This window comes from Sphingopyxis sp. SE2, from assembly GCF_032227185.1.
Classification (GTDB): domain Bacteria; phylum Pseudomonadota; class Alphaproteobacteria; order Sphingomonadales; family Sphingomonadaceae; genus Sphingopyxis.
This window is the reverse complement of the sequence record NZ_JAPMXW010000001.1, coordinates 4,158,910-4,178,190: the sequence shown is the minus strand read 5'-3', so window position 1 is coordinate 4,178,190 and position 19,281 is coordinate 4,158,910. Positions and strand designations below refer to the sequence as shown.

Below are 19,281 nucleotides of genomic sequence, written 5' to 3'. Positions count from 1 at the left end.
GCCCTGTTGACCAGCCTCTACCGCCTCGATGCGCCCGCGAGCACGATCGCCGCGACGTTCGGCGCCGAAGCCGGCGACCACCCGTGGACGGGCGATTATGTCGCGCCCGCACGCCCCGCGCCGGTAATCGTCAGCGACGGGCGCGGCGGATCGCGGCGCTGGCTGCGCCCGAAGCTGTGGGGCGTGCCGCCTCCACCGCAAGGCACGGAACCCGTCACGCACGTCCGCAACCTGACCAGCCCGTTCTGGATCGGCACCTTGCGCCATGCCGAACTGCGCTGCCTGATCCCCGCGACCGCCTTTGCCTATTGGTCGGGAGCGGGCGGCGCGCGGCGGCAGCACTGGTTTTGGGTGCCGTCGCAGCCGATCTTCGCCTTTGCCGGCGTGGTGCGGCAGGGCGAGGACTGGCCGTGCTTCGCAATGCTGACGACCGACGCGAACCGGCTGATCGGACATCACCAGCCAAAGGCCATGCCGGTGATCCTGCACCGCGACGATCATGCGACCTGGCTCTGCGGCGAATGGCGCGCCGCGGTGGCGCTCGCCGTCCCCTTTCCCGGCCAGTCGATGGCGGTCGGAGACGCGCCGCCGGTATAGACGGATTTCACCATATCGCTTCACTTTGCGATAACCAGCGATGTCCTAAATTCGCGGCGACCAAGAATGACATGCAGGGACCGAATCCGTGTTGGGGAATCGCACCATCGAAGCCGTAAAGGCGCCCAAGGGTGGGCGCGGCGCCGAGCGCGCGCCGGTAACCGCGCGCGCGCGCTTCCGCGAACCGGGGCTCAACCCCTTCAACGTCGAATTGTTCGACCTGTCGTCGACCGGCTTTCGCATGGTGACGTCTTTCCGGCCGCAGATCGGCAAGCATATCTGGGTGAACCTGCCCGGGCTCCAGCCTCTGGAAGCCGTCGTCCGCCGCGCCGACGGCAATAATTACGGCTGCGAGTTCGTCCACCCGCTCCATGTGTCGGTCGCCCAGCATCTGCAGGCGAAACTGCGGCAAGTCTGACATATCCTCCCCATCGCTGCGCGACAGGGAGGAATACAGATCAGCCCTCGGGCTTTTCCGACTTCTTCAATATATGTTTCCACTCGGCGGGCGTCACGCGTCCGACCGACAGCCGCGACTGGCGGATGAGGTCCATGTCGGCGAGCTTCGGATCGGCCTTGATCGCCGCGAGCGTCACCGGGTGCGCGAGCGCGCGCACCGGCGCGACGCGCACCACGACCCAGGGCGATCCCTTGTCGGCGGTCGGGTCGGGGAAGCTTTCCTCGGTGATCTCCATGATCCCGACGCATTCCTTGCCGATATTGCTGTGATAGAAGAGCGCCTCGTCGCCCTTTTTCATCGCCATCATGTTGAGCTTCGCGGTGTGGTTGCGCACGCCGTCCCAGATGCCCGTGCCGTCGTGCACGAGCTGGTCCCACGCATAGGCGTCGGGTTCGGATTTCATCAGCCAATATTGCTTTGCCATGGCGGCGGGCTTAGCCGAGCCGCGCGGCGGACGGAACCGCCTTTTTCCCTTTAACCGTCGCCACGCAGCGCCTAAATCGCGACTCATGACGCGCCTGTGGCGCCGCCCCTTATCAGATGGACTTACCCCGCATGACCGCTGCCGTTCCCGTCATTTCCATGTCGCTTCCCGCCGACCAGTTCGCGAAGGATTTCGGGGCCTCGTTCGAACGCTTCGGCTTTGCGATGATCACCGATCACGGCATCGATCCCGACCTGATCGACGAAGCCTGGGCGAAGGCGAAGGAATTTTTCGCGCTGCCCGAAGAGGTGAAGCGCGCCTATCATATCGCGGGCGGCGGCGGCGCGCGCGGCTATACGCCGTTCGGCACCGAAATCGCCAAGGGCGCGAAGGAAGTCGACCTCAAGGAATTCTGGCACGTCGGCCGCGACCTGCCCGCGGGCCACCGGCTCGCCGCGCAGCAGCCGAACAATGTCTGGCCAAAGGAAGTCGACGGCTTCCGCGCCGCCTATGACAGGCTGTTCGCCGAATTCGACCGCGTCGGCGGGCGCCTGCTGTCGGGAATCGCGCGCTACCTCGGCCTCGCGCCCGATTTCTTCGACGATACGGTGAAGGACGGCAACAGCGTGATGCGCCTGCTCCATTATCCGCCGGTCGAAGCGCCCGCGAAGGGCATCCGCGCCGAAGCGCATGAGGATATCAACACGATCACGCTGTTGCTCGGCGCCGAGGAAGCGGGGCTCGAAATCCTCGACAAGGACGGCAGCTGGCTTCCCGTCAGCCCGCCGCCGGGCGCGATGGCGGTCAACGTCGGCGACATGCTCCAGCGGCTCACCAACAACCGCCTGCCGTCGACGACGCACCGCGTCCGCAACCCCGATGCGGGCCGCGCGAGCGTCGCCCGCTATTCGATGCCCTTCTTCCTCCACTTCCGCTCGGACTATCCGATCGAAACGCTCGAAAGCTGCATCGACGCATCGCACCCGAACCTCTATCCGACGCCGATTACAGCGGACGAGTATCTGCAGGAACGGCTGCGCGAGATCGGGCTGAAGAAGTGATGCGCACCGCCGTCGCGCTGTTCGCGCTGGTGACGAGCCTCGCTTCGCCCTCCGCGGCCCAGGCAGCGCCGAAATCGCCTAGCCTGCCGTGGAGCGCGCCCGCGACGACCGAGGTCGTAACCGAGGAGCGCCGGTTCACTAACGGCGATCGCGAGCTGGCGGGAACGCTCCACATACCGCGCAGCGGCAAGCCCGTCGCGGCGGTGGTCGTGACGCACAGCGCCTCGTCGCCGCTCGGTTCGGCGTCGCTCTACGATCATCTCAAGACGATGCTGCCGGCGCTGGGCATCGCCGTCTTCACTTACGACCGGCGCGGATCGGGCCAGTCGGGCAGCCAGAATGCCGGGGGCGATTTCACGCTCCTCGCCGACGATGCGATCGCCGCCGCGCGGAGCCTGAAGAGCGATCCGCGCATCGATCCGCGGCGCATCGGCACCTGGGGGCTGAGTCAGGGCGGCTGGATTTCGCCGCTCGCCGCGTCGCGGAGCTCCGACATCGCCTTTGTCGTCGCGGTGTCGGCGCCGGTGGTGACCGCCGACGTCCAGATGATCTTTTCCTCGACGAACCATTTGAAGGCCAATGGCTATTCAGCGGCCGATATCGAGCAGATGGTCGCGGCGCGAAAGGCGGTCGACGATTATATGCGCGGCACCGTGAGCCGCGCCGAAGCGCAGGCGAAGCTCGACGGGATCAAGGCCAAGCCGTGGTTCAAATATCTCTATATGGGCGAAACCTTCCGCGACCGCGACGTATCGGGTTGGCGCAAGGAGATCGAAAATGATCCGCTGGTCAATCTGAAGGCGGTCACCGTGCCGACCCTCATCCTCTTTGGCGCCGACGATGCGGTCGTTCCGGTCGCCGATTCGGCCAAGCGCCTGAAGGCCGTCGCGCCGCAGATGCCCAATATGGAGGTGCATGTGATTGCCGGCGCCGACCATGCGATGCAGATGTCGCAGGATCTCAAGACATCGCTCGACCCCAAGTACGACGGCACCGAACGTCCCGATTCGCCCGAATATTTCGCGCTGCTGGCGAGCTGGCTGGCGGCGCGGGGCTTCACCGGCGACTGAGGTTTCCTCCTATCGCCCCGCCCAATAATCGAACACCGCCTGCTGCTGCTCGCGGATGAAGCGTGCTGCGGCGGCGCCCTCCCACGGCCCGTCGTAGCCCAGGAGCAGCGCGGTGCCGCCGACCCACCAGCCCTGCCCCGGCAAGCGGTCGGACTCGCGGACCACGAGCACCGCAAGGTCGGGTTCGCCGTCGGCCGCGCTCAGCCGGTCGACCTCTTCGAGCGTCCGGCACACCGCGCGCATCTTGGGCCGCGTGAAACGAAAGCCGAGGTCGCCGAGCAGTTCGGAGTAGCTGACGCTGCGCCCCGCGCGCGCCGCTTCGATCAATATCGCGCGGATGCGCGGCGCGTCGCCGAGCGCCGACACATCCGCCGGGCGTTCATCGCCGCCTAAACCTTGGTCTTTGGCGGCCATGGAATAAAGCCCGACGTACGTTTCACATAGTCGGCATAAGCGGGCCGCGTCTTGTGCAGCCCCTTTTCGAGCAAGGCCTTGCCCGACCATCTGGTAAGAGTGAAGGTCAGGAAGACCGGCCCGATGAGGCTCGCGAGCGCGGGTCCCCAGCCGAGATCGAGCACGACGAGCCAGATGCCCCACCAGGTCAGCGCGTCGCCGAAATAATTGGGATGGCGCGTATAGCGCCACAGGCCCGTGTCGAGCACCTTGCCCTTGTTCGCGGGATCCTTGCGGAAGGCGTCGAGCTGCGCGTCGCCGATGCTTTCGAATGCGACGCCGGCGAGCGCCGCAGCGGCGCCGAGCCATCCGACGATCCCAACGTTCTGCGGGGTGCCCGCGCTCGCCCAGATGCCGATCTGCGCGGGCAGGCAGGTGAGGAACAGCAACGGTGCCTGCGTCAGGAAAACGGTGAGCAGCGCGGTCTTCGCCCAGCTCCACTTGCGCTTCTCGATCCTGTTCGCGAGCATTTTCCGGTAGCGCGGGTCTTCGCCGTCGCGCGCCCAGCGGATTATGAGGTGGATCGCAAGCCGCAGCCCCCAAAGCGTCGTGACGCCGAGAAGCAGCTTCGCATGCGGCGCGTCGAAACCCGCCTGCCACGCGGTGCCCCATGCGAGAAGCACCATTCCGAACGCCCAGAAGGCATCGATGAACGAGACGTCGCGGATCAGCCTCGCCACGCCCCACAGCAGCAGGATCACGCCAAGCAATCCCGCGAAATTGACGCCGAGCAGCGAAAGGGCGTCACTCATGCACGCATGTCCGGTTCCTCATCGGCGCCGACTATATCATCGATCGACCGGACCGCACGCTCGGGAAATCGGGGAACGCAATTTTTATAGCTTTCCAGCACCTTCATCATGTCGGCGCGAAAATCGCCGCTCGGCCAGATCAGCGGGCCGATCCCACCGGTTCTGGTGCCATAATCCATCAGCCCGACGACCATCGGCACCTTGGCCGCGAGCGCGATCTGGTAAAATCCGGTGCGCCATTTTTTGGCCTTGCCGCGCGTTCCCTCGGGCGCGACGGTGAGCATGAATTCGCTTCGGCGCGCAAATTCCCGCACCATCTGCTCGACGACATTGCTGCCGCCGCGGCGGTCGACCGGGACGCCGCCCATCTGGCGAATGAAGCCGCCAAGCGGCCAGCGGAACAGCGACAGCTTCGCCATGAAATGCGGGCGGATGTCGAGGTCGGCGGTCAGGCCGAGGAAATTGACGAAATCCCAATTACTGGTGTGGGGCGCCGCGATCAGGATGAAGCGCCGCGGCCGGGGCACCACGCCCGCGGCTTTCCAGCCGCGCAGCCGGTACAGCAAAAGCAGCAGGCGGCGCACGGCGCGCGCCACCAGCCCCGGCGGGTCGTCTTCCATCGGTGTCACACCTGCTCCCCTTCCCTCGGCACCGATTGCGCGAAAGCCACGCGCCGCGCAAGGGGCGAGGAAGGGGCGGCGGATCAGCCGACGAACGCGCGCTCGATCACGAAGTCGCCCGGCGCGGCGTTGGAGCCTTCCTGGAAACCCAGCTCCTCGAAACGCGCCTGCAGGTCGCGGATCATCGCCATGCTGCCGCACATCATGACGCGGTCGGTCGCGGGATCGAACTGCGTCGGGCCGGTCAGCGGATGACCGAAGAGCGAACCGTCGGCGATCAGCGCGTCGATGCGGCCGGTGGTGCGGAAGGGCTCGCGGGTCACCGTCGGCAGATAATGGAATTGCAGCAGCGCCTGATCCTGCACCAGCGGATCGCCGGCGAGCTGGCTTTCGAGCTCCTCGCGGAAGGCGAGGTCGCTGACCTGCCGCACGCAATGGACGATGACGATCTGGTTGAAGCGATCGTAGATGTCGGGATCGCGCGCGAGGCTGAGGAAGGGCGCGAGCCCGGTGCCGGTCGAGAGCATGAACAGCCGCCGGCCGGGGGTCAGCGCGTCGGCGACGAGCGTGCCGGTCGGCTTGCGCCCGAGATAGACGGGGTCGCCCGGCTGGATCTTCTGCAGCCGCGAGGTCAGCGGGCCGTCGGGCACCTTGATCGACAGGAATTCGAGTTCGTCGGAATAGGCGGGGCTGGCGATCGAATAGGCGCGCAGCAAGGGGCGCCCCTCGCCCGGTAGGCCGATCATCACGAACTCGCCCGATCGGAAGCGAAAGCTCGGCGGGCGGGTGATCGTGAAGCTGAACAGATGCTCGTTCCAGTGGCGCACCGAGCGCACCTCCTCGACGGTCAGCGAGGCGGAGGGGGCGAGCTTGGCGGCTTCGGCGATACGGTCACTCATCACTTTGAACTTTCCTGATGTGTCATGGTGCCGGCCGCGAGAGCCGGCATATCGAACCCTGCCGCGACCAACCGGTCGGCCGCGGCGCCCATCGCCTTTGCGATCGGGCCGACGCCGTCTCCCTCGGCCAGCAAGGCCAGCGTCGCGTGGGCATTTGCCACATCCCCAAGCGAAATATCGCGCCAGAGTCCAAGCAGAATTGCTTCATCCTCTGAAATCTGGAGGCACGGCATCGGGGCGAGGACGAGCGTTCCCACCGCGTCGTCGCCGAGCAGCGCCATCGCGACATGGAAATCGGGCAGCGCCCCCGCCGCATTCACGGCAACGAAACCCCGGTGCAGCTTCTGCGGCGGGCACTGACCGCGCTCGGCGGCCGAGACCCACCCCCGCATCGCCCAGAGCAGGAAGCGCCCGGGGTTGCAGAGACTCTCCATCGGCCGGTCGACAAAGGCGTACATCGATTCCCTTTCCAACGCGCATGGGAGCGGCATCGGCGGGCTTATATGTTATTGCGAGTCATTTGCAATTATATTCTGATCGAGGTCGCAAAAGGCTGAAAGCGACCGACTGCTTCCTATAAATCATCGTCACCCCGGACTTGGTCCGGGGTCCAGTCGCCGACGTTGGGAAGAATGGATCCCGGACCAAGTCCGGCATGACGAAAGGCCGGAAACGACCGAACCTAGCCGTCGCCCCCGCGAAGGCGGGGGCCGCTGTCGTTTTACACAATGCCGCTGAGTAAGGCCGCTAGCGGCCCCCGCCTTCGCGGGGGCGACGGTTGTGGAATGTCCGCTCACCACCCCATAACCGCCGATGGGGCCTCAGGCGGCGCACGGCCCCCTCTCCAACCGGCTTTCGGGCCGAATTACCTGATCTTGTCGCGGTTCGCATAGAGCAGCGCGGCGATCACCGCGGCCGAGCCGATGCCGATGCCCGCCGCGGCGGCAGTTTTCCAGCCGGCGCGCTTGCCCCTTGCGGCTTCCCTGTCGGCCGCCTCGGCGGCGTCGGCCGCTTCCTTTTGTTGCTGCAGCTCGCGCGAGGCGCGCAGCACTTCATTTTCTTCTTCCTGTTCGGGCGGGGGAGGCGGCACTTGGTCGGTCATCGTCTCTGTCGTTCCTTATTGTCAGGCGAGTGCCTGTTCGACAGGCACATAATCGGTTCCGATCGCTTCGGCTACGGCCTCGAACGTCACCTTACCGTTCCAAACGTTCAAACCCTGCGCAAGATGCACGTCGCGTTTCAAAGCATCCTTCCAGCCGAGATCGGCGATGCGCAGCGCATGCGGCAGCGTGACGTTGTTGAGCGCATAGGTGCTGGTGCGCGCCACCGCGCCCGGCATGTTGGCCACGGCATAATGGACGATGCCGTCGACGACATAGGTTGGGTCGGCATGGGTGGTCGCGTGGCTCGTCTCGAAGCAGCCGCCCTGGTCGATCGCGACGTCGACAAGGACCGAGCCGGGGCGCATCGTGCCGAGCATCTCGCGCGTGACGAGCTTGGGCGCCTCGGCGCCGGGGATCAGCACCGCGCCGATGACAAGGTCCGCCTCGGCGACGCATTCGGCCAAGTTGGCGCGGTTCGAGAAGCGCGTCTTCGCCCGCGCCTCGAAGAAGGTGCCGACGCGTTCGAGCACTTCGGGATCGCGGTCGAGGATGGTGACGTCGGCGCCGAGCCCCGCCGCCATCTGCGCCGCGTTGAAGCCGACGACGCCGCCGCCGATCACGCAGATCTTGCCCGGTGCCACGCCCGGCACGCCGCCGAGCAGCACGCCGCGGCCGCCATGCGCCTTTTCGAGCGCGGTCGCGCCCGCCTGGATCGACATGCGGCCCGCGACCTGGCTCATCGGCTTGAGGAGCGGCAGGCCGCCGTGCGGGCTGGTGACGGTTTCATAGGCGATGCACACCGCGCCCGATTTCATAAGGTCGCGCGTCTGGTCGGGATCGGGGGCGAGGTGGAGATAGGTGTAGAGGATCTGGCCTTCGCGCAGCATCGCGCGTTCGACCGGCTGGGGTTCCTTGACCTTTACGACCATGTCGCACTGCGCGAAAATCTCTTCAGCGGTCGCGACGATCTCCGCCCCCGCCTCTTCGTAGAAACGGTCGTGCGCGCCGATGCCTTCGCCCGCGCCGGTCTGGACGAGCACGCGGTGGCCGTGGACGACGAGTTCGCGCGCGCTTTCGGGGGTCAGGCCGACGCGATATTCGTGATTCTTGATTTCCTTGGGGGTGCCGATGATCATGGTCGCTCTCCGAATTGGGATGTCATCGGCGATCGTCATGCGCCGCCGAAAACTTGTCGGCGCTTTTAGCAGAAAAGCTCCGCGAGGTGCTTGCATATGCCGGCCGGATTCGCGAGATGTGCGCACGGATTATGCGCGAATGGGCCTGAGGACGCACAATGATCGACAGGATCGATACAAAGCTGCTCGACTTGCTGCAACGCACCGGCCCGCGTCCGGCGGCCGAACTCGGCGACATCGTCGGGCTTTCGGCCTCGGCGTGCCACCGCCGCATCCGGGCGCTCGAGGCGGCGGGGATTATCACCGGCTATACCGCGAGGCTCGACCCCGAGCGCATCGGGCTGGGCCTCGACGTCTTCGTCGACATCAGCCTGACGTCGCAGAGCGAGGAGGCGCTGACCGCGTTCGAAAGCGCGGTCAAAAGCTTCGACGAGATACTGGAATGCCAGCTGCTTTCGGGCGCGTCGGATTACCGGCTGCGCGTCGCGGCGCGGAGCGTCGCCGATTTCGACCGGCTGCACCGCCATTGCCTGTCGCGGCTGCCCGGCGTTGCGGCGATGCACAGTGCCTTTGCACTGCGCACGATCAAGGCGTTTGAGGGCTATCCGGTGCCTGCGGCCGGTTAACACCGCCTTTACCACTTCTATCGCATATCCTGTTCACCAGTTTCGCGGGATGCGTTGCGAGCGGCAGACTCGCGCGTTTGGGATCGATCAGGAAGCCAAGATCATGGTGAAGGAAAATCCGATTCATAAGCAGCAGATCGATCCGATTTTGATGTCGGAACGTTTTCCCTTTTACGATCTCGACGGCCAGCTCGCCGCCTGCGGGGCCGAAATCCACACAATCATCGCCGGCCGCGAGGAAGCGGTCGCGCGCGCCTATTGGGACGCGTTCAACAAGCTTCCCGGCGTCGACCGCAAGGTCGAGGGCGAGCTTTACGACAGCTATGTCCGCGGCAGCGCGCGCCACACGGCGGTCAAATATGCCGACGCCGCGGGCCAGGAGGTCGCGACGATCGCGTGCCAGAACACGCATATGGCGCGTCGCGTGAAGCTGCCGCTCGCCTCGGTCATGTCGTGCATCGCCGAAAGCCAGCGCCTGACGATCGAATATGTCGTCGAGGCGTGCATCGGCGATGCCGAGCGGCTGGCGCGGCTGACGAGCGCGATCAACCGGCTCGCGCTGCTCGAATTCGACATCATGCAGCGTTACGCGGCGAAGCTGGACCGCGCGGTGTTTTCGAGCGAGCGGCAAACGCTCGCGGGCGATTTCGACCGTTCGATCGCCTCGCTGGTGCAGGACACAGACGGCGTGCGCGAACAGCTCGCGCGGCAGGCGGCCTCGGCCGATCAAGCGGCAAAGGGCATGATCGCCAAGACGAGCGAAGTCGCCGCCGCGTCCGAACAATCGGCGATGGCGATGCGCGAGGCCGCGTCGACCGCCGCGGGGCTGATCCGCGCGATCGAGGATGCCCGCAGCGAAGTCGAAGCGTCGGCGAGCGTCGCGACGCGCGCGTCCGAACAGGCGGGCGAAGCCGTCGCCATGTCCGAAACGCTGTCGCACCACGCCGAGTCGATCGAATCGATCCTCGGCCTGATCCGCGAGATCGCGGGGCAGACCAATCTTCTCGCGCTCAACGCCACGATCGAGGCGGCGCGCGCGGGCGAATCGGGCCGCGGCTTTGCCGTCGTCGCGCAGGAAGTGAAAAGCCTTGCCAACGAAACCGCGCGCGCGACCGACGATATCGCGGGCAAGATCACCGCGATCCAGCAGGCGACGCGGGGATCGGTGAGCGCGAACCAGTCGATCCAGCAGACGATCGTCGAGGTGCAGACCTCGGCGCAGCGCATCCGCGACGCGATGGACGCGCAGGCGCAGACGGTCACCTCGATCACCGCCGCCGTCGACGAGACCGCGCTCGCCGCCGACAGCATGTCGTCGACGATCGCGAGCATCCGCAACGATTCGGGCATGGTCGCGAACGAGATCAGCGTGCTGAGCCAGGAATTCGCCAAGATGGGCGGGCGCCTCCAGCAGCTGGAACAGGCCGCGAGCGAATTCAGCCGCCGGGTGGCGTAAACATGCCTTCCCCCATTCACCGTCATCCCGGCGAAGGCCGGGATCTCGCCCTTGGAGCCTGACGCACCGACGAGATCCCGGCCTTCGCCGGGATGACGGCGGTTGATGGGCCGCGGTAACTTGGCAAGCCCCGCGCCGCTGCCTAAGGCACGGGCATGAGCACGCATATCCTGATCACCGGCGCGAGCCGCGGTATCGGTGCCGCGATCGCGGAGGCACTGACCGGCGACGCGACCAAAGTCGTCGCGCTGTCGAGCGCCGATGGCGACCTTTCCGATCCCGCGACCCCCGACCGGCTGTGGCAGACGAGCCTCGACAAGCTCGACGGCCACATCGATGTGCTCGTCAACAACGCCGGCGTGTTCGAGCGCAATCCGCTGGGCGACGCCAATGCCGACTGGCTCGCGAACTGGAACCGCACGATGCAGGTCAATCTGACCGCTAGCGCGCAATTGTGCCGCCATGCGGTGCTGCATTGGCACGAACGCGGCGCTCCCGGCCGCATCGTCAATATCGCGAGCCGCGCCGCCTATCGCGGCGACAGCCCCGCGCACTGGCATTATGCGGCGTCGAAATCGGGCATGGTCGCGATGACCAAGACGATCGCGCGCGCCTATGCAAAGGACGGCATCCTCGCCTTTGCGATCTGTCCCGGCTTCACGATGACGGGCATGGCCGACGACTATCTCGCGAGCCGTGGCGGCGACAAATTGCTCGCCGACATTCCGCTGGGGCGCGTCGCGATGCCCGACGAAGTGGGCGAGATGGCGCGCTGGTGCGCGCTCGATGCGCCCGCGTCGATGACCGGCGCGGTGCTCGACGTCAATGGCGCGAGCTATGTGCGCTAGATGAGCTGGACCGTCTCCCTTCCCTGCACGCGCGACGAGGCCGAAGCGCTGTCGGGCGAAATTCCCGAACTCGACGCGATGCCCGAGGCACCCGTCATCGTGACGCGCGAGATCGATGAGGATGCGGGGTTGTGGCAGCTCGACGCCTATATGGACGCCAAGCCGGGCGCGGCGCTGTTGAAGCTGTTGCAGTCGTTCGTGCCAAGCGCGAAGAGTCAGCAGCCGGTCGTCGCGGAACTTCCCGAAGAGGATTGGGTGACCCTGTCGCAGCAGGGGCTCGAGCCCGTGCGGGCGGGACGCTTTTTCGTCCATACGAGCAGCTGCGCCGACCGTGTGCCGCCGGGGACGACGCCGTTCCTGATCGACGCGAGCCAGGCGTTCGGCACCGGCGGACACGATACGACCGCGGGCTGTCTGGCCATGCTCGACCGGCTGGCGCGACAAGGCGCGAGCCCGCGCAACATCGCCGACATCGGCACCGGGACCGGATTGCTGGCCTTTGCGGCGATGGCATTATGGCGGCGTGCGAAGGTCATAGCGTCGGACATCGACCCCGCGAGCATCTTTGTGACGCGCGACAATGCGGGGATCAACGGCGTGTCCTTGGGCCGCGGCGGCGGCCGGCTGGCGCTCGCGGTCGCGCCGGGCACCGACCATCCCGCGATCCGCCACCGCGCGCCCTATGACCTCGTCATCGCCAATATCCTCGCGGGGCCGCTGATCACCCTCGCCCCCGATATCGCCGCCGCGACCGCGCCGGGCGGCCATGCGATCCTTGCGGGGCTGATCGCGCGCCAGATGGATCCCGTGCTCGCCGCCTATCGCGCGCAGGGCTTTCGCCTCGCTGCGCGCGGGGGCAGCGCCGAATGGCCGTGCCTGCTGCTCGTCAAACGCCGCCGCTATGGCTGGCGGCGCAGGGAACGCGCACTGCACCGCGCGAGCCCGTCGGATGCCAGTTTCGGGAGCTGGTAGCCAAATGGTTGAATTTTACCGGTGATTTGCTAGCTTTTTGCATGTCATCGGGAGAATCGGCCATGAGCCTGTTTGCCGCCCTCGCCCTGCTCGCCGCCGCACCCGCCGCCGGGGAAGACCCCGATTCGATCATCGTGACCGGGACCCCCGAAGCCAAGCGCGAAGAGCGAAAACGTGCCGCCGAATTTGTCCGCCGCACAGGCGTCGCCACGCTAAACCCCGTCGCGCGCTGGATCGCACCCGTCTGTCCCCGCACGATCGGCGTCGATGCCAAGGTCGCGGGAATCGTCGACGACCGGATCCGCGATGTCGCGGAAGCAGCGGGAGCGCCCATCGCGCCAAAGCCCTGCACCCCGAATATTGCGGTGATCTTCACCGACGACGGCGACGGCCTGACCCGTGCGATCTTCGACAAATCGCCGCGACAGGTCGCTGCCCTGTCGCCGACCGAACGCGAACGGCTGGTGCACGGCGACGGGCCGATCCGCTGGTGGTATGGCACGCGCGAGGAAAGCCGCGACGGCATGCCGACGAACAGCGGCGTGCTCAAGCAATATAACAGCAGCATCGTGAGCACGCAGGTGGTGCGCGCGTTGCGCTCGGCGACGGTGATCGTCGATGCTGAGCGGGCGGACGGTACGTTGCTCGATTCGGTCGCGTCCTATACGGCGATGGTCGCGCTCGCCGAGCTCAACGGCGATCCGCCGCCGCCCAGCGATTCGATCATGGGACTGTTCGGCGACGAGCCGGAACATCGCGATCTGTCGGGCAAAGACATGGCGCTGCTACGCGGCATATACAGCCTGCCGCCCGACCGAGAAGCCTACCAACACCGAAACCGGCTGGTGGGGGCCGTCCGCCGGGGTGAGGATTGAGCGTCAGCCGCTCTTGGCGAGGGCATAGTCCTGCGTACCGCGGGTGATCACCGCATCGCCGGGCAAGATGTCGGCGATCGGGATCGGCGGCAGCGCGGCGTTGGCGGCGTAGAGCGGCGCAAAATCGGTGTTCACCGTCGTGCTCAGCAGCTGGTCGAGGCTGTCGATGACAAAATAATTCTGCTGGAAATCATCGATCCGGTAGTCGGTGCGCATCACGCGCGCGAGGTCGAAGCCGATGCGGTTCGGGCTGTCCGAATCGAGCGCGAAGACGCTTTCGGCGAAGGACGAGACGATGCCCGCGCCATAGATGCGCAAGGCTCCCGCCTCGCGGATCAGGCCGAATTCGACCGTATACCAGTAAAGCCGCGCGAGTTGCTTCAGCGCATCGAATTTAAGGCTGCGCAGCCCGCCTTCGCCATAGGCGACCATATAGTCGGCGAAGACCGGGTCGGCGAGCATCGGGACGTGGCCGAAGACGTCGTGGAAGACGTCGGGTTCCTGGAGGTAATCAAGCTGTTCGGGCGTGCGGATGAAATTGCCCGCGGGAAAGCGCCGGTTCGCGAGATGGTCAAAAAACACATCGTCGGGGACGAGGCCGGGCACCGCGACGACCTGCCACCCCGTCGCCGCCGTCAGGCGCGCATTGAGTTCGCGATAATCGGGAATGCCCGGCTTTTCGAGGCGCAGCACGTCGATGCCGCGCAGAAAGGCTTCGGACGCGCGGCCGGGCAGCATCTCCGACTGGCGCGCGAAGAGGCGATCCCACATCGCATGTTCGTCGGCGGTGAAAGCGTCCCAATCTTGCGGAATCGTCCAGTCGGCCGCGGCGCCCGGCGGCGGCGTGTCGTGGACGTGGGTAAACTGGCTTTCCATAGGACAGCTTCTATCATCAATATGGTTTCAAGTGAAACTTTATTCTCCGATCTCCACGACCTGCGTCGCGAGGCGATCGACCTCGGCGCGGTCGTGGCTGACATAGAGGATCGGCAGTTTGAGTTCGTCGCGAATCCGCTCGATCACCGCCATGATATCCCCCCGTCGCGCCGCGTCGAGCGAGGACAAGGGCTCGTCCATCAACAGGATTTCGGGACCCGCGAGCAACGCGCGGCCGATCGCGACGCGCTGCGCCTCGCCGCCCGACAGGCTTTGCGGCCAGCGGTCGAGGAGGTGGTCGATTCCCAGGAAGCGCGTCGCTTCGTCGAGGCTCATCCAGCGGTTCGCGGGCGGCGCGAGATCGAGGCCATAGACGAGATTCGCGCGGACGCGGCGATGCGGGAAGAGCCGGCCGTCCTGAAAGACATAGCCGACGCGGCGCGCCTCGGGCGGCAGGTCTGTGGCGCTGTCGAACAAGGTGCGGTCGCCGATGCGGATATGCCCGCGATCGGGGCGGAGCAGCCCCGCGACCATGCCCAGGATACTCGTCTTGCCGGCCCCCGACGGGCCGAAGAGCGCGGTCAGCCCCGGGCCGGCGGTAAAGCGCGCGGCGATGACCCGGTCGCCGAGGCGGCGCGATATGTCGATATCAATCGCCACGGCGCTGCCTTTCGCCATGGGTGCGGCGGACGAGCCATTCGGAGAGAATCAGCGCACCGAGCGAGAGCAAAACCGACAGCAGCGCAAGCCGCGTCACCATCGCCTCGCCCCCCGGCACCTGCAGCGCCGAATAGATGGCTAGCGGCAAGGTGCGCGTCTCGCCCGGGATGTTCGAGACGAAGGTGATCGTCGCGCCGAACTCGCCAATCGAGCGCGCGAAGCCAAGCACGAGCGCGGCGAGAATGCCGGGGAGCGCGAGCGGCAGGCTGATCGTGCGGAAGGCATGCCAGCGCCCCGCGCCCAATGTGCGCGCCGCGCCCTCGAGCCGCCGGTCGATCCCCTCGATCGACAGCCGCATCGCGCGCACCATCAGCGGCAGCGCCATGATCGCCGCGGCGAGCGCGGCGCCGGTCCAGCGGAACATCAAGGTCGCGCCGAACCAGCTTTCGAGCCAGCGGCCCGCGGGGCCGAGCGGGCCGAAGGCAATGAGCAGCAGCCAGCCGGTGACGACGGGCGGCAGGACGAGCGGCAGGTGAACGAGCCCGTCGACGATCACGCGCCCCGGGAAACGGTAGCGCGCGAGAACCCACGCAAGGCCGAAGGCGACAGGAAGCGTCGCGAGCACCGCGAGGCCGCCGACCTTCAGCGACAGCGCGACGATCCCCCACTCTTCGGCGGATAGCATCAGGGCGCCGAAAAGCCGTGGCGAGCGAAGATGGCGCGGCCCTGTTTCGAGAAGAGAAAGGTGCGGAAGGCGGCCGCATCCTTGTGGCGCGATGCCTTGAGCAGCGCGACCGGGTAGCGGATCGGCGGATGGCTGGTCGCGGGGAAGGTGCCCGCGACGCGCACCGCTTTCGACGCGCGTGCGTCGGTCGCATAGACGATGCCCAGCGGCGCGGCGCCGCGCTCGACGAGCGCCAGCGCGGCGCGGACGTTTTCGGCAGGCGCGACCTTTGCGACAACGCCGGTCCATACGCCAAGACGGCTCAGCGCGGCCTTCGCATATTTGCCCGCCGGCACCGCATCGGGGTCGGCGAGCGCGAGGCGGCCGGTGCCGAGTGCTCTTGCGAGCGGGAAGCCGCGCGCGATCGTCAGCTTTGTCCGGCTCGCCGCGGGGGCGATCAGCACGAGGCGGTTGCCGAGCAAGGTCGCGCGCGTTCCCGCACGCAGCATGCCCGCTTTCGCCACCGCATCCATCCACGGTTCGTCGGCCGACAGGAAGAGGTCGGCGGGCGCGCCCGCGATCACCTGTCGCGCAAGCGCCGACGAGGCCGCGAAGGAGAGGACGGGTTTAGCGTGACCCTTCGCCGCCCAGGCGTTCGCCGCTTCCGTGAGCGATTCCTGCAGGCTTGCCGCCGCAAGCACCACCGGTCCGCGCTCCTGTGCGATCGCGGCGGGCGTCAGCAACAAGGCGAAGAGCAGCGCGAACAGGTGGAGGAAACGGGCCATCGGCAAAGCTATAGCGCCCTCACCCACCCGGCGAAAGCGGCGCGCGCAGCCGGATATGGCGGTAGCCACGGGCGATCTCGCCGCGGCCTTCAAGGCAGCGGAGCGCGGCGCCGAGCGTCACGCGCGAGACGCCGAGCAGGTCGGCAAGTTGCTGCTGCGTCGAGCGAATCGTCCGGCCGTCGGGCGCGTCGGCGGCCATCGCCGCGAGCAGACGCCGCAGTCGTTCGGCGGTCGGCAGCCGCCGTTCGGCGTCGATGATGTCGAGCGATACCGCAAGCTGGCGCCCCAGGCTGCGCAGCAACAGTTCGGCCCACCCGACATCCTCCTGCATCAGCCGGCGGAGCAGCGGGCGATCGATGGCGACCAGCCGCGCAGGGCCGCTGGCGATCGCATCGACCTGCCGCTCCAAGCCGGTGAAGAAAGCGAGTTCGCCGAAAATGTCGCCGGGCCCGAGCACCGCGAAGGCGGTGAAGGCACCATCCTCGGCATAGCGGCCGACGAGCACATGCCCCTCGATCACCGCCCAGAAGGCGTCGCCCGGATCGCCCTGATGCTGGACGAACTGGCCGTCGACGAAACCGCGCGGCTCGCGCGCCGCGAGCAGACGGTCGCGTTCCTCGCCAGCGAGGCGGGTGCGCTCGGCAAGTGCCAATTGATAAGATCTTTGCATTTCTGTCGCCGCTTTTGCGACACGATGCGCGCAATAACAAGCGGCGAGACCGCGAAGGGAGATTGAGGATGCACCTGACCACCGCCCAGTCGAGCGCGATCGTCGCGGCGATCTATCTCGGCTTCTGCCTGATCGAGCTGATCCGCACGCGCTTGTTCGCGAAGGGCGAGCAATCGCGCCACGACGGGATCATCGAGATCGTCAGCACCTTCATGCTGCTGATCGTCACCCAGCCGGCGATCCTGCTGGTCGTCGGCGCGCTCGGTCACCGTTTCTTTCCGCACTATGAAGGCGCGCTCGCGGACATCCCCTTCCTCGCCGCGCTTGCGCTCTTCCTCGTCTTTGAGGATATGATGCAATATTGGTGGCACCGCGCGAGCCACAGCTTCGCCTGGCTCTACAATTTGCACCGCGCGCACCACAACGCGCGCTATATGAGCGTGCGCCTCGTCTACCGGAACAACATCATCTATTATGCGATGATGCCGAGCATCTGGTTCGCGGGGGTGCTCGTCTATCTCGGGCTCGGCTGGTTCTATGCCGGCTATCTGGTGGTCAAGATGGCGGTGATCATCGGCGCGCACAGCGATGTCGCGTGGGACGCCCCGCTCTACCGGATCAAGGCGCTGTCGCCGCTGATGTGGGTGGTCGAACGCACGATCAGCACGCCGGCGACGCACCACGCGCATCACGGTCGCCACGCCGACGACCCGGCGGTGAATTACAAGGGCAATTTCGGAAATCTGCTCTTCTTCTGGGACGTCTTGTTCGGCACCGCGAAGATCACGCGGCATTATCCGCAAAGCTATGGCGTCGAAAATCTGCCGCCCGCGACGCTGGGACAGCAATTGCTGTGGCCGATCTTTCCCGAGAACAGGGATATGGACGCGCGCATTCCCGGCGCCGTGCCGTCGGCGCCGAGCGTGGCCGCTACGTCTTAGGTGGTGACGCCGAGCCAGCGCGCGGCGCGCGGCAGGCGGGGTAGCAACAGCCGTTCGGCGATCCAGAGCAGGATCAGCGAGGCGGCGAGCAAGGGCAGCAACGCGGCGAGCAGCAGGATGATCGCTGCGACGCCGCGGAGCCGCGCCGGGTCGCGCGCCGCCGGCGGCGCGCCCAGCGTCCCTTCGGGCTTGCGGCGGCGCCACATCAAAAAGCCCGAGACCGTGAGCGTAAACAGCGCGAGCGCGGTCAGGGCGCCGATCAGCTGGTTGATGCGGCCGAACAGCTGGCCTTCGTGCCAGGCGATGCCGATGTTCACGACGCGGTCGATGACATGCTTGTCGGCGAAGCCGCTGCGCGCGACCTCGGCGCCGGTCGCGGGATCGTAGCTGATCTTGCGCACCAGCGGCCGGTTCTGCGTCTGCGTGGTCAGCGTCCATGTGTCGCCGTTCGGCGGTCCGAAAAGATTAGGCGCGCCCGGCGGCTGGACGATCGCGGGGGCGGGCATATGTTCGGCGCGCGCGCGTTCGACGATGCGGGCGAGCGGGATTGCCGGGGTCGTGTGCGCCGAATGATCGACCATCGCTTCATGATCGTGCGCGGCGTGCGGGTCCACACCGCCCTTCCAGTCTTGCACCCCCGACACCCAGCCCATTTCGGCGCGGATTGTACGAAAACCACTCGCCCAGACATCGGTCCACGGCAGCGCGGTGAACAGCAGGACGAGCGCGAGGCCCGAGACCCAGAAGCCGGTGACGGCGTGAAGGTCGCGCAGCGCGGTGCGTGCGCCGAGCGACAGGCGCGGCCACACCACCCCCGCGAGCCCGCGCCCGCGCGGCCACCAGAGATAAAGGCCGGTCAGGATCATCACGATCGCCCAGCTCGCGGCAAGCTCGACCAGCAGGCTGCCCGCGCGGCCGATCAGCAGGCTGCCGTGGATCGCCGACAGCCACGCCGATAGGCGCCGCTCGGGATCGGTCGAGCCGATCACCCGGCCCCGCGGCGAGACCGCGACGTCGCGCATCGTGCCGTTCGGCAGGCCGAGGTGAACGACCGCGGCGTCGCCGGGCGCTTCGGCTATGCGGTAATAATGAACGCTGGCGCCCGGAAAATCGGCGAGTGCGGCGGCGACCTGCGCGTCGGCGTCGACCGCGCCCGCGGTGGGCAACCCGCGCCACGCGCGCTCCTCCCACCGGTCGAGATCGGGCTTGAACAGGTAGGCGGCGCCCGTCGCCGACAGGATGAGGATGAAGGGAATGACGAACAGCCCGGCATAAAAATGCCAGCGCCAGATCGTGCGATAGAGCGGGACTGGGTTGCTGTCGGTCATCCCCC

At 66.8% G+C, this 19,281-nt stretch carries 24 protein-coding genes; 10 read left to right on the top strand and 14 right to left on the bottom strand.

From position 1 onward, the window contains the following. The first annotated feature begins 6 nt into the window (after nucleotides 1–6). Nucleotides 7–597 (top strand): SOS response-associated peptidase family protein, encoded by a 591-nt coding sequence (locus tag OVY29_RS19825; RefSeq protein WP_313911959.1) that lies wholly within the window; start codon nucleotides 7–9, stop codon nucleotides 595–597. An 88-nt stretch (nucleotides 598–685) separates the two neighbouring features. Beyond that, a complete protein-coding gene (locus OVY29_RS19820; RefSeq protein WP_313911958.1) occupies nucleotides 686–1,015 on the top strand; it encodes a PilZ domain-containing protein in 330 nt (109 codons plus the stop codon). Between the two features lie 40 nt (nucleotides 1,016–1,055). Here the strand turns inward: OVY29_RS19820 and OVY29_RS19815 are convergent, their stop codons facing one another. Beyond that, nucleotides 1,056–1,481, bottom strand: coding sequence for an EVE domain-containing protein (locus OVY29_RS19815; protein WP_313911957.1), 426 nt, complete (start codon nucleotides 1,479–1,481; stop codon nucleotides 1,056–1,058). Between the two features lie 131 nt (nucleotides 1,482–1,612). On the opposite strand from OVY29_RS19815, the gene OVY29_RS19810 reads away from it, so the two are divergent. Together OVY29_RS19810 and OVY29_RS19805 are read left to right on the top strand one after the other, a co-directional pair. Beyond that, nucleotides 1,613–2,542, top strand: a complete 930-nt coding sequence (locus tag OVY29_RS19810; RefSeq protein ID WP_313911956.1) for a 2-oxoglutarate and iron-dependent oxygenase domain-containing protein — start codon at nucleotides 1,613–1,615, stop codon at nucleotides 2,540–2,542. Further along, a complete protein-coding gene (locus OVY29_RS19805) occupies nucleotides 2,542–3,612 on the top strand; it encodes an alpha/beta hydrolase family protein (protein ID WP_313912083.1) in 1,071 nt (356 codons plus the stop codon). Before OVY29_RS19810 ends, OVY29_RS19805 begins: the two co-directional genes overlap by 1 nt. Before the next feature lie 9 nt (nucleotides 3,613–3,621). Here the strand turns inward: OVY29_RS19805 and OVY29_RS19800 are convergent, their stop codons facing one another. From OVY29_RS19800 to ald, 7 genes are all read right to left on the bottom strand, one after another. Further along, a complete protein-coding gene (locus OVY29_RS19800) occupies nucleotides 3,622–4,026 on the bottom strand; it encodes a hypothetical protein (RefSeq protein ID WP_037554419.1) in 405 nt (134 codons plus the stop codon). Further along, nucleotides 4,002–4,817, bottom strand: a complete 816-nt coding sequence (locus OVY29_RS19795) for a DUF1295 domain-containing protein (RefSeq protein WP_313911955.1) — start codon at nucleotides 4,815–4,817, stop codon at nucleotides 4,002–4,004. The genes OVY29_RS19800 and OVY29_RS19795 overlap by 25 nt, the downstream gene beginning before the upstream one ends. Further along, nucleotides 4,814–5,437: a lysophospholipid acyltransferase family protein gene (locus OVY29_RS19790; protein ID WP_313912082.1), complete on the bottom strand. Its 624-nt coding sequence runs from the start codon at nucleotides 5,435–5,437 to the stop codon at nucleotides 4,814–4,816. Before OVY29_RS19790 ends, OVY29_RS19795 begins: the two co-directional genes overlap by 4 nt. 83 nt (nucleotides 5,438–5,520) lie before the next feature. Continuing rightward, on the bottom strand, nucleotides 5,521–6,336 hold the full coding sequence (locus tag OVY29_RS19785) for a ferredoxin--NADP reductase (RefSeq protein WP_313911954.1): 816 nt from the start codon (nucleotides 6,334–6,336) through the stop codon (nucleotides 5,521–5,523). Further along, entirely contained in the window at nucleotides 6,336–6,794 is a 459-nt protein-coding gene (locus tag OVY29_RS19780) for a hypothetical protein (protein WP_313911953.1), read from the bottom strand. Before OVY29_RS19780 ends, OVY29_RS19785 begins: the two co-directional genes overlap by 1 nt. A 407-nt stretch (nucleotides 6,795–7,201) precedes the next feature. Further along, nucleotides 7,202–7,438 carry a hypothetical protein gene (locus OVY29_RS19775; RefSeq protein WP_037554426.1) on the bottom strand — a complete coding sequence of 79 codons (237 nt, stop codon included), beginning with the start codon at nucleotides 7,436–7,438 and terminating at the stop codon, nucleotides 7,202–7,204. 21 nt (nucleotides 7,439–7,459) lie between these two features. Further along, the gene (gene ald / locus OVY29_RS19770) at nucleotides 7,460–8,575 is read right to left on the bottom strand and encodes an alanine dehydrogenase (RefSeq protein WP_037554427.1); all 1,116 of its coding nucleotides are present in this window, start codon (nucleotides 8,573–8,575) and stop codon (nucleotides 7,460–7,462) included. 158 nt (nucleotides 8,576–8,733) lie between these two features. Here ald and OVY29_RS19765 point away from each other — a divergent pair, with 158 nt between their 5' ends. The 5 genes from OVY29_RS19765 to OVY29_RS19745 all read left to right on the top strand — a co-directional run bounded on the left by OVY29_RS19765 (nucleotide 8,734) and on the right by OVY29_RS19745 (nucleotide 13,352). After that, nucleotides 8,734–9,201, top strand: coding sequence for an Lrp/AsnC family transcriptional regulator (locus tag OVY29_RS19765; protein ID WP_200880151.1), 468 nt, complete (start codon nucleotides 8,734–8,736; stop codon nucleotides 9,199–9,201). Between the two features lie 103 nt (nucleotides 9,202–9,304). Further along, a complete protein-coding gene (locus OVY29_RS19760) occupies nucleotides 9,305–10,657 on the top strand; it encodes a methyl-accepting chemotaxis protein (protein WP_313911952.1) in 1,353 nt (450 codons plus the stop codon). A gap of 155 nt (nucleotides 10,658–10,812) precedes the next feature. Further along, complete coding sequence (locus tag OVY29_RS19755; RefSeq protein WP_037554428.1) at nucleotides 10,813–11,505, top strand: SDR family NAD(P)-dependent oxidoreductase; 693 nt, start codon at nucleotides 10,813–10,815, stop codon at nucleotides 11,503–11,505. Then, nucleotides 11,506–12,477 carry a 50S ribosomal protein L11 methyltransferase gene (locus OVY29_RS19750; protein WP_037554430.1) on the top strand — a complete coding sequence of 324 codons (972 nt, stop codon included), beginning with the start codon at nucleotides 11,506–11,508 and terminating at the stop codon, nucleotides 12,475–12,477. A gap of 62 nt (nucleotides 12,478–12,539) precedes the next feature. Next, nucleotides 12,540–13,352: a hypothetical protein gene (locus OVY29_RS19745; protein WP_037554431.1), complete on the top strand. Its 813-nt coding sequence runs from the start codon at nucleotides 12,540–12,542 to the stop codon at nucleotides 13,350–13,352. Between the two features lie 3 nt (nucleotides 13,353–13,355). On the opposite strand, the gene phhA is transcribed toward OVY29_RS19745, so the two are convergent. Genes phhA through OVY29_RS19720 form a run of 5 tightly spaced genes read right to left on the bottom strand, consistent with a single transcriptional unit; the run spans nucleotide 13,356 to nucleotide 17,007 of the window. Next, nucleotides 13,356–14,228 (bottom strand): phenylalanine 4-monooxygenase, encoded by an 873-nt coding sequence (phhA, locus tag OVY29_RS19740; protein WP_037554433.1) that lies wholly within the window; start codon nucleotides 14,226–14,228, stop codon nucleotides 13,356–13,358. Nucleotides 14,229–14,267: 39 nt separating this feature from the next. Then, complete coding sequence (locus tag OVY29_RS19735) at nucleotides 14,268–14,888, bottom strand: molybdenum ABC transporter ATP-binding protein (RefSeq protein WP_037554523.1); 621 nt, start codon at nucleotides 14,886–14,888, stop codon at nucleotides 14,268–14,270. Then, entirely contained in the window at nucleotides 14,878–15,573 is a 696-nt protein-coding gene (modB, locus tag OVY29_RS19730; RefSeq protein ID WP_313911951.1) for a molybdate ABC transporter permease subunit, read from the bottom strand. The genes OVY29_RS19735 and modB overlap by 11 nt, the downstream gene beginning before the upstream one ends. Further along, entirely contained in the window at nucleotides 15,573–16,337 is a 765-nt protein-coding gene (gene modA, locus OVY29_RS19725) for a molybdate ABC transporter substrate-binding protein (protein WP_037554436.1), read from the bottom strand. The genes modB and modA overlap by 1 nt, the downstream gene beginning before the upstream one ends. 19 nt (nucleotides 16,338–16,356) lie before the next feature. Beyond that, nucleotides 16,357–17,007, bottom strand: coding sequence for a Crp/Fnr family transcriptional regulator (locus OVY29_RS19720; protein WP_081933025.1), 651 nt, complete (start codon nucleotides 17,005–17,007; stop codon nucleotides 16,357–16,359). Nucleotides 17,008–17,075: 68 nt separating this feature from the next. Between OVY29_RS19720 and OVY29_RS19715 the strand changes: the two genes are divergently transcribed. Further along, a complete protein-coding gene (locus OVY29_RS19715) occupies nucleotides 17,076–17,948 on the top strand; it encodes a sterol desaturase family protein (RefSeq protein ID WP_037554439.1) in 873 nt (290 codons plus the stop codon). Here OVY29_RS19715 and OVY29_RS19710 read toward each other — a convergent pair. Continuing rightward, on the bottom strand, nucleotides 17,945–19,276 hold the full coding sequence (locus tag OVY29_RS19710; RefSeq protein ID WP_037554443.1) for a PepSY-associated TM helix domain-containing protein: 1,332 nt from the start codon (nucleotides 19,274–19,276) through the stop codon (nucleotides 17,945–17,947). The two genes, OVY29_RS19715 and OVY29_RS19710, sit on opposite strands and share 4 nt — an antisense overlap. Nucleotides 19,277–19,281: the final 5 nt, after the last annotated feature.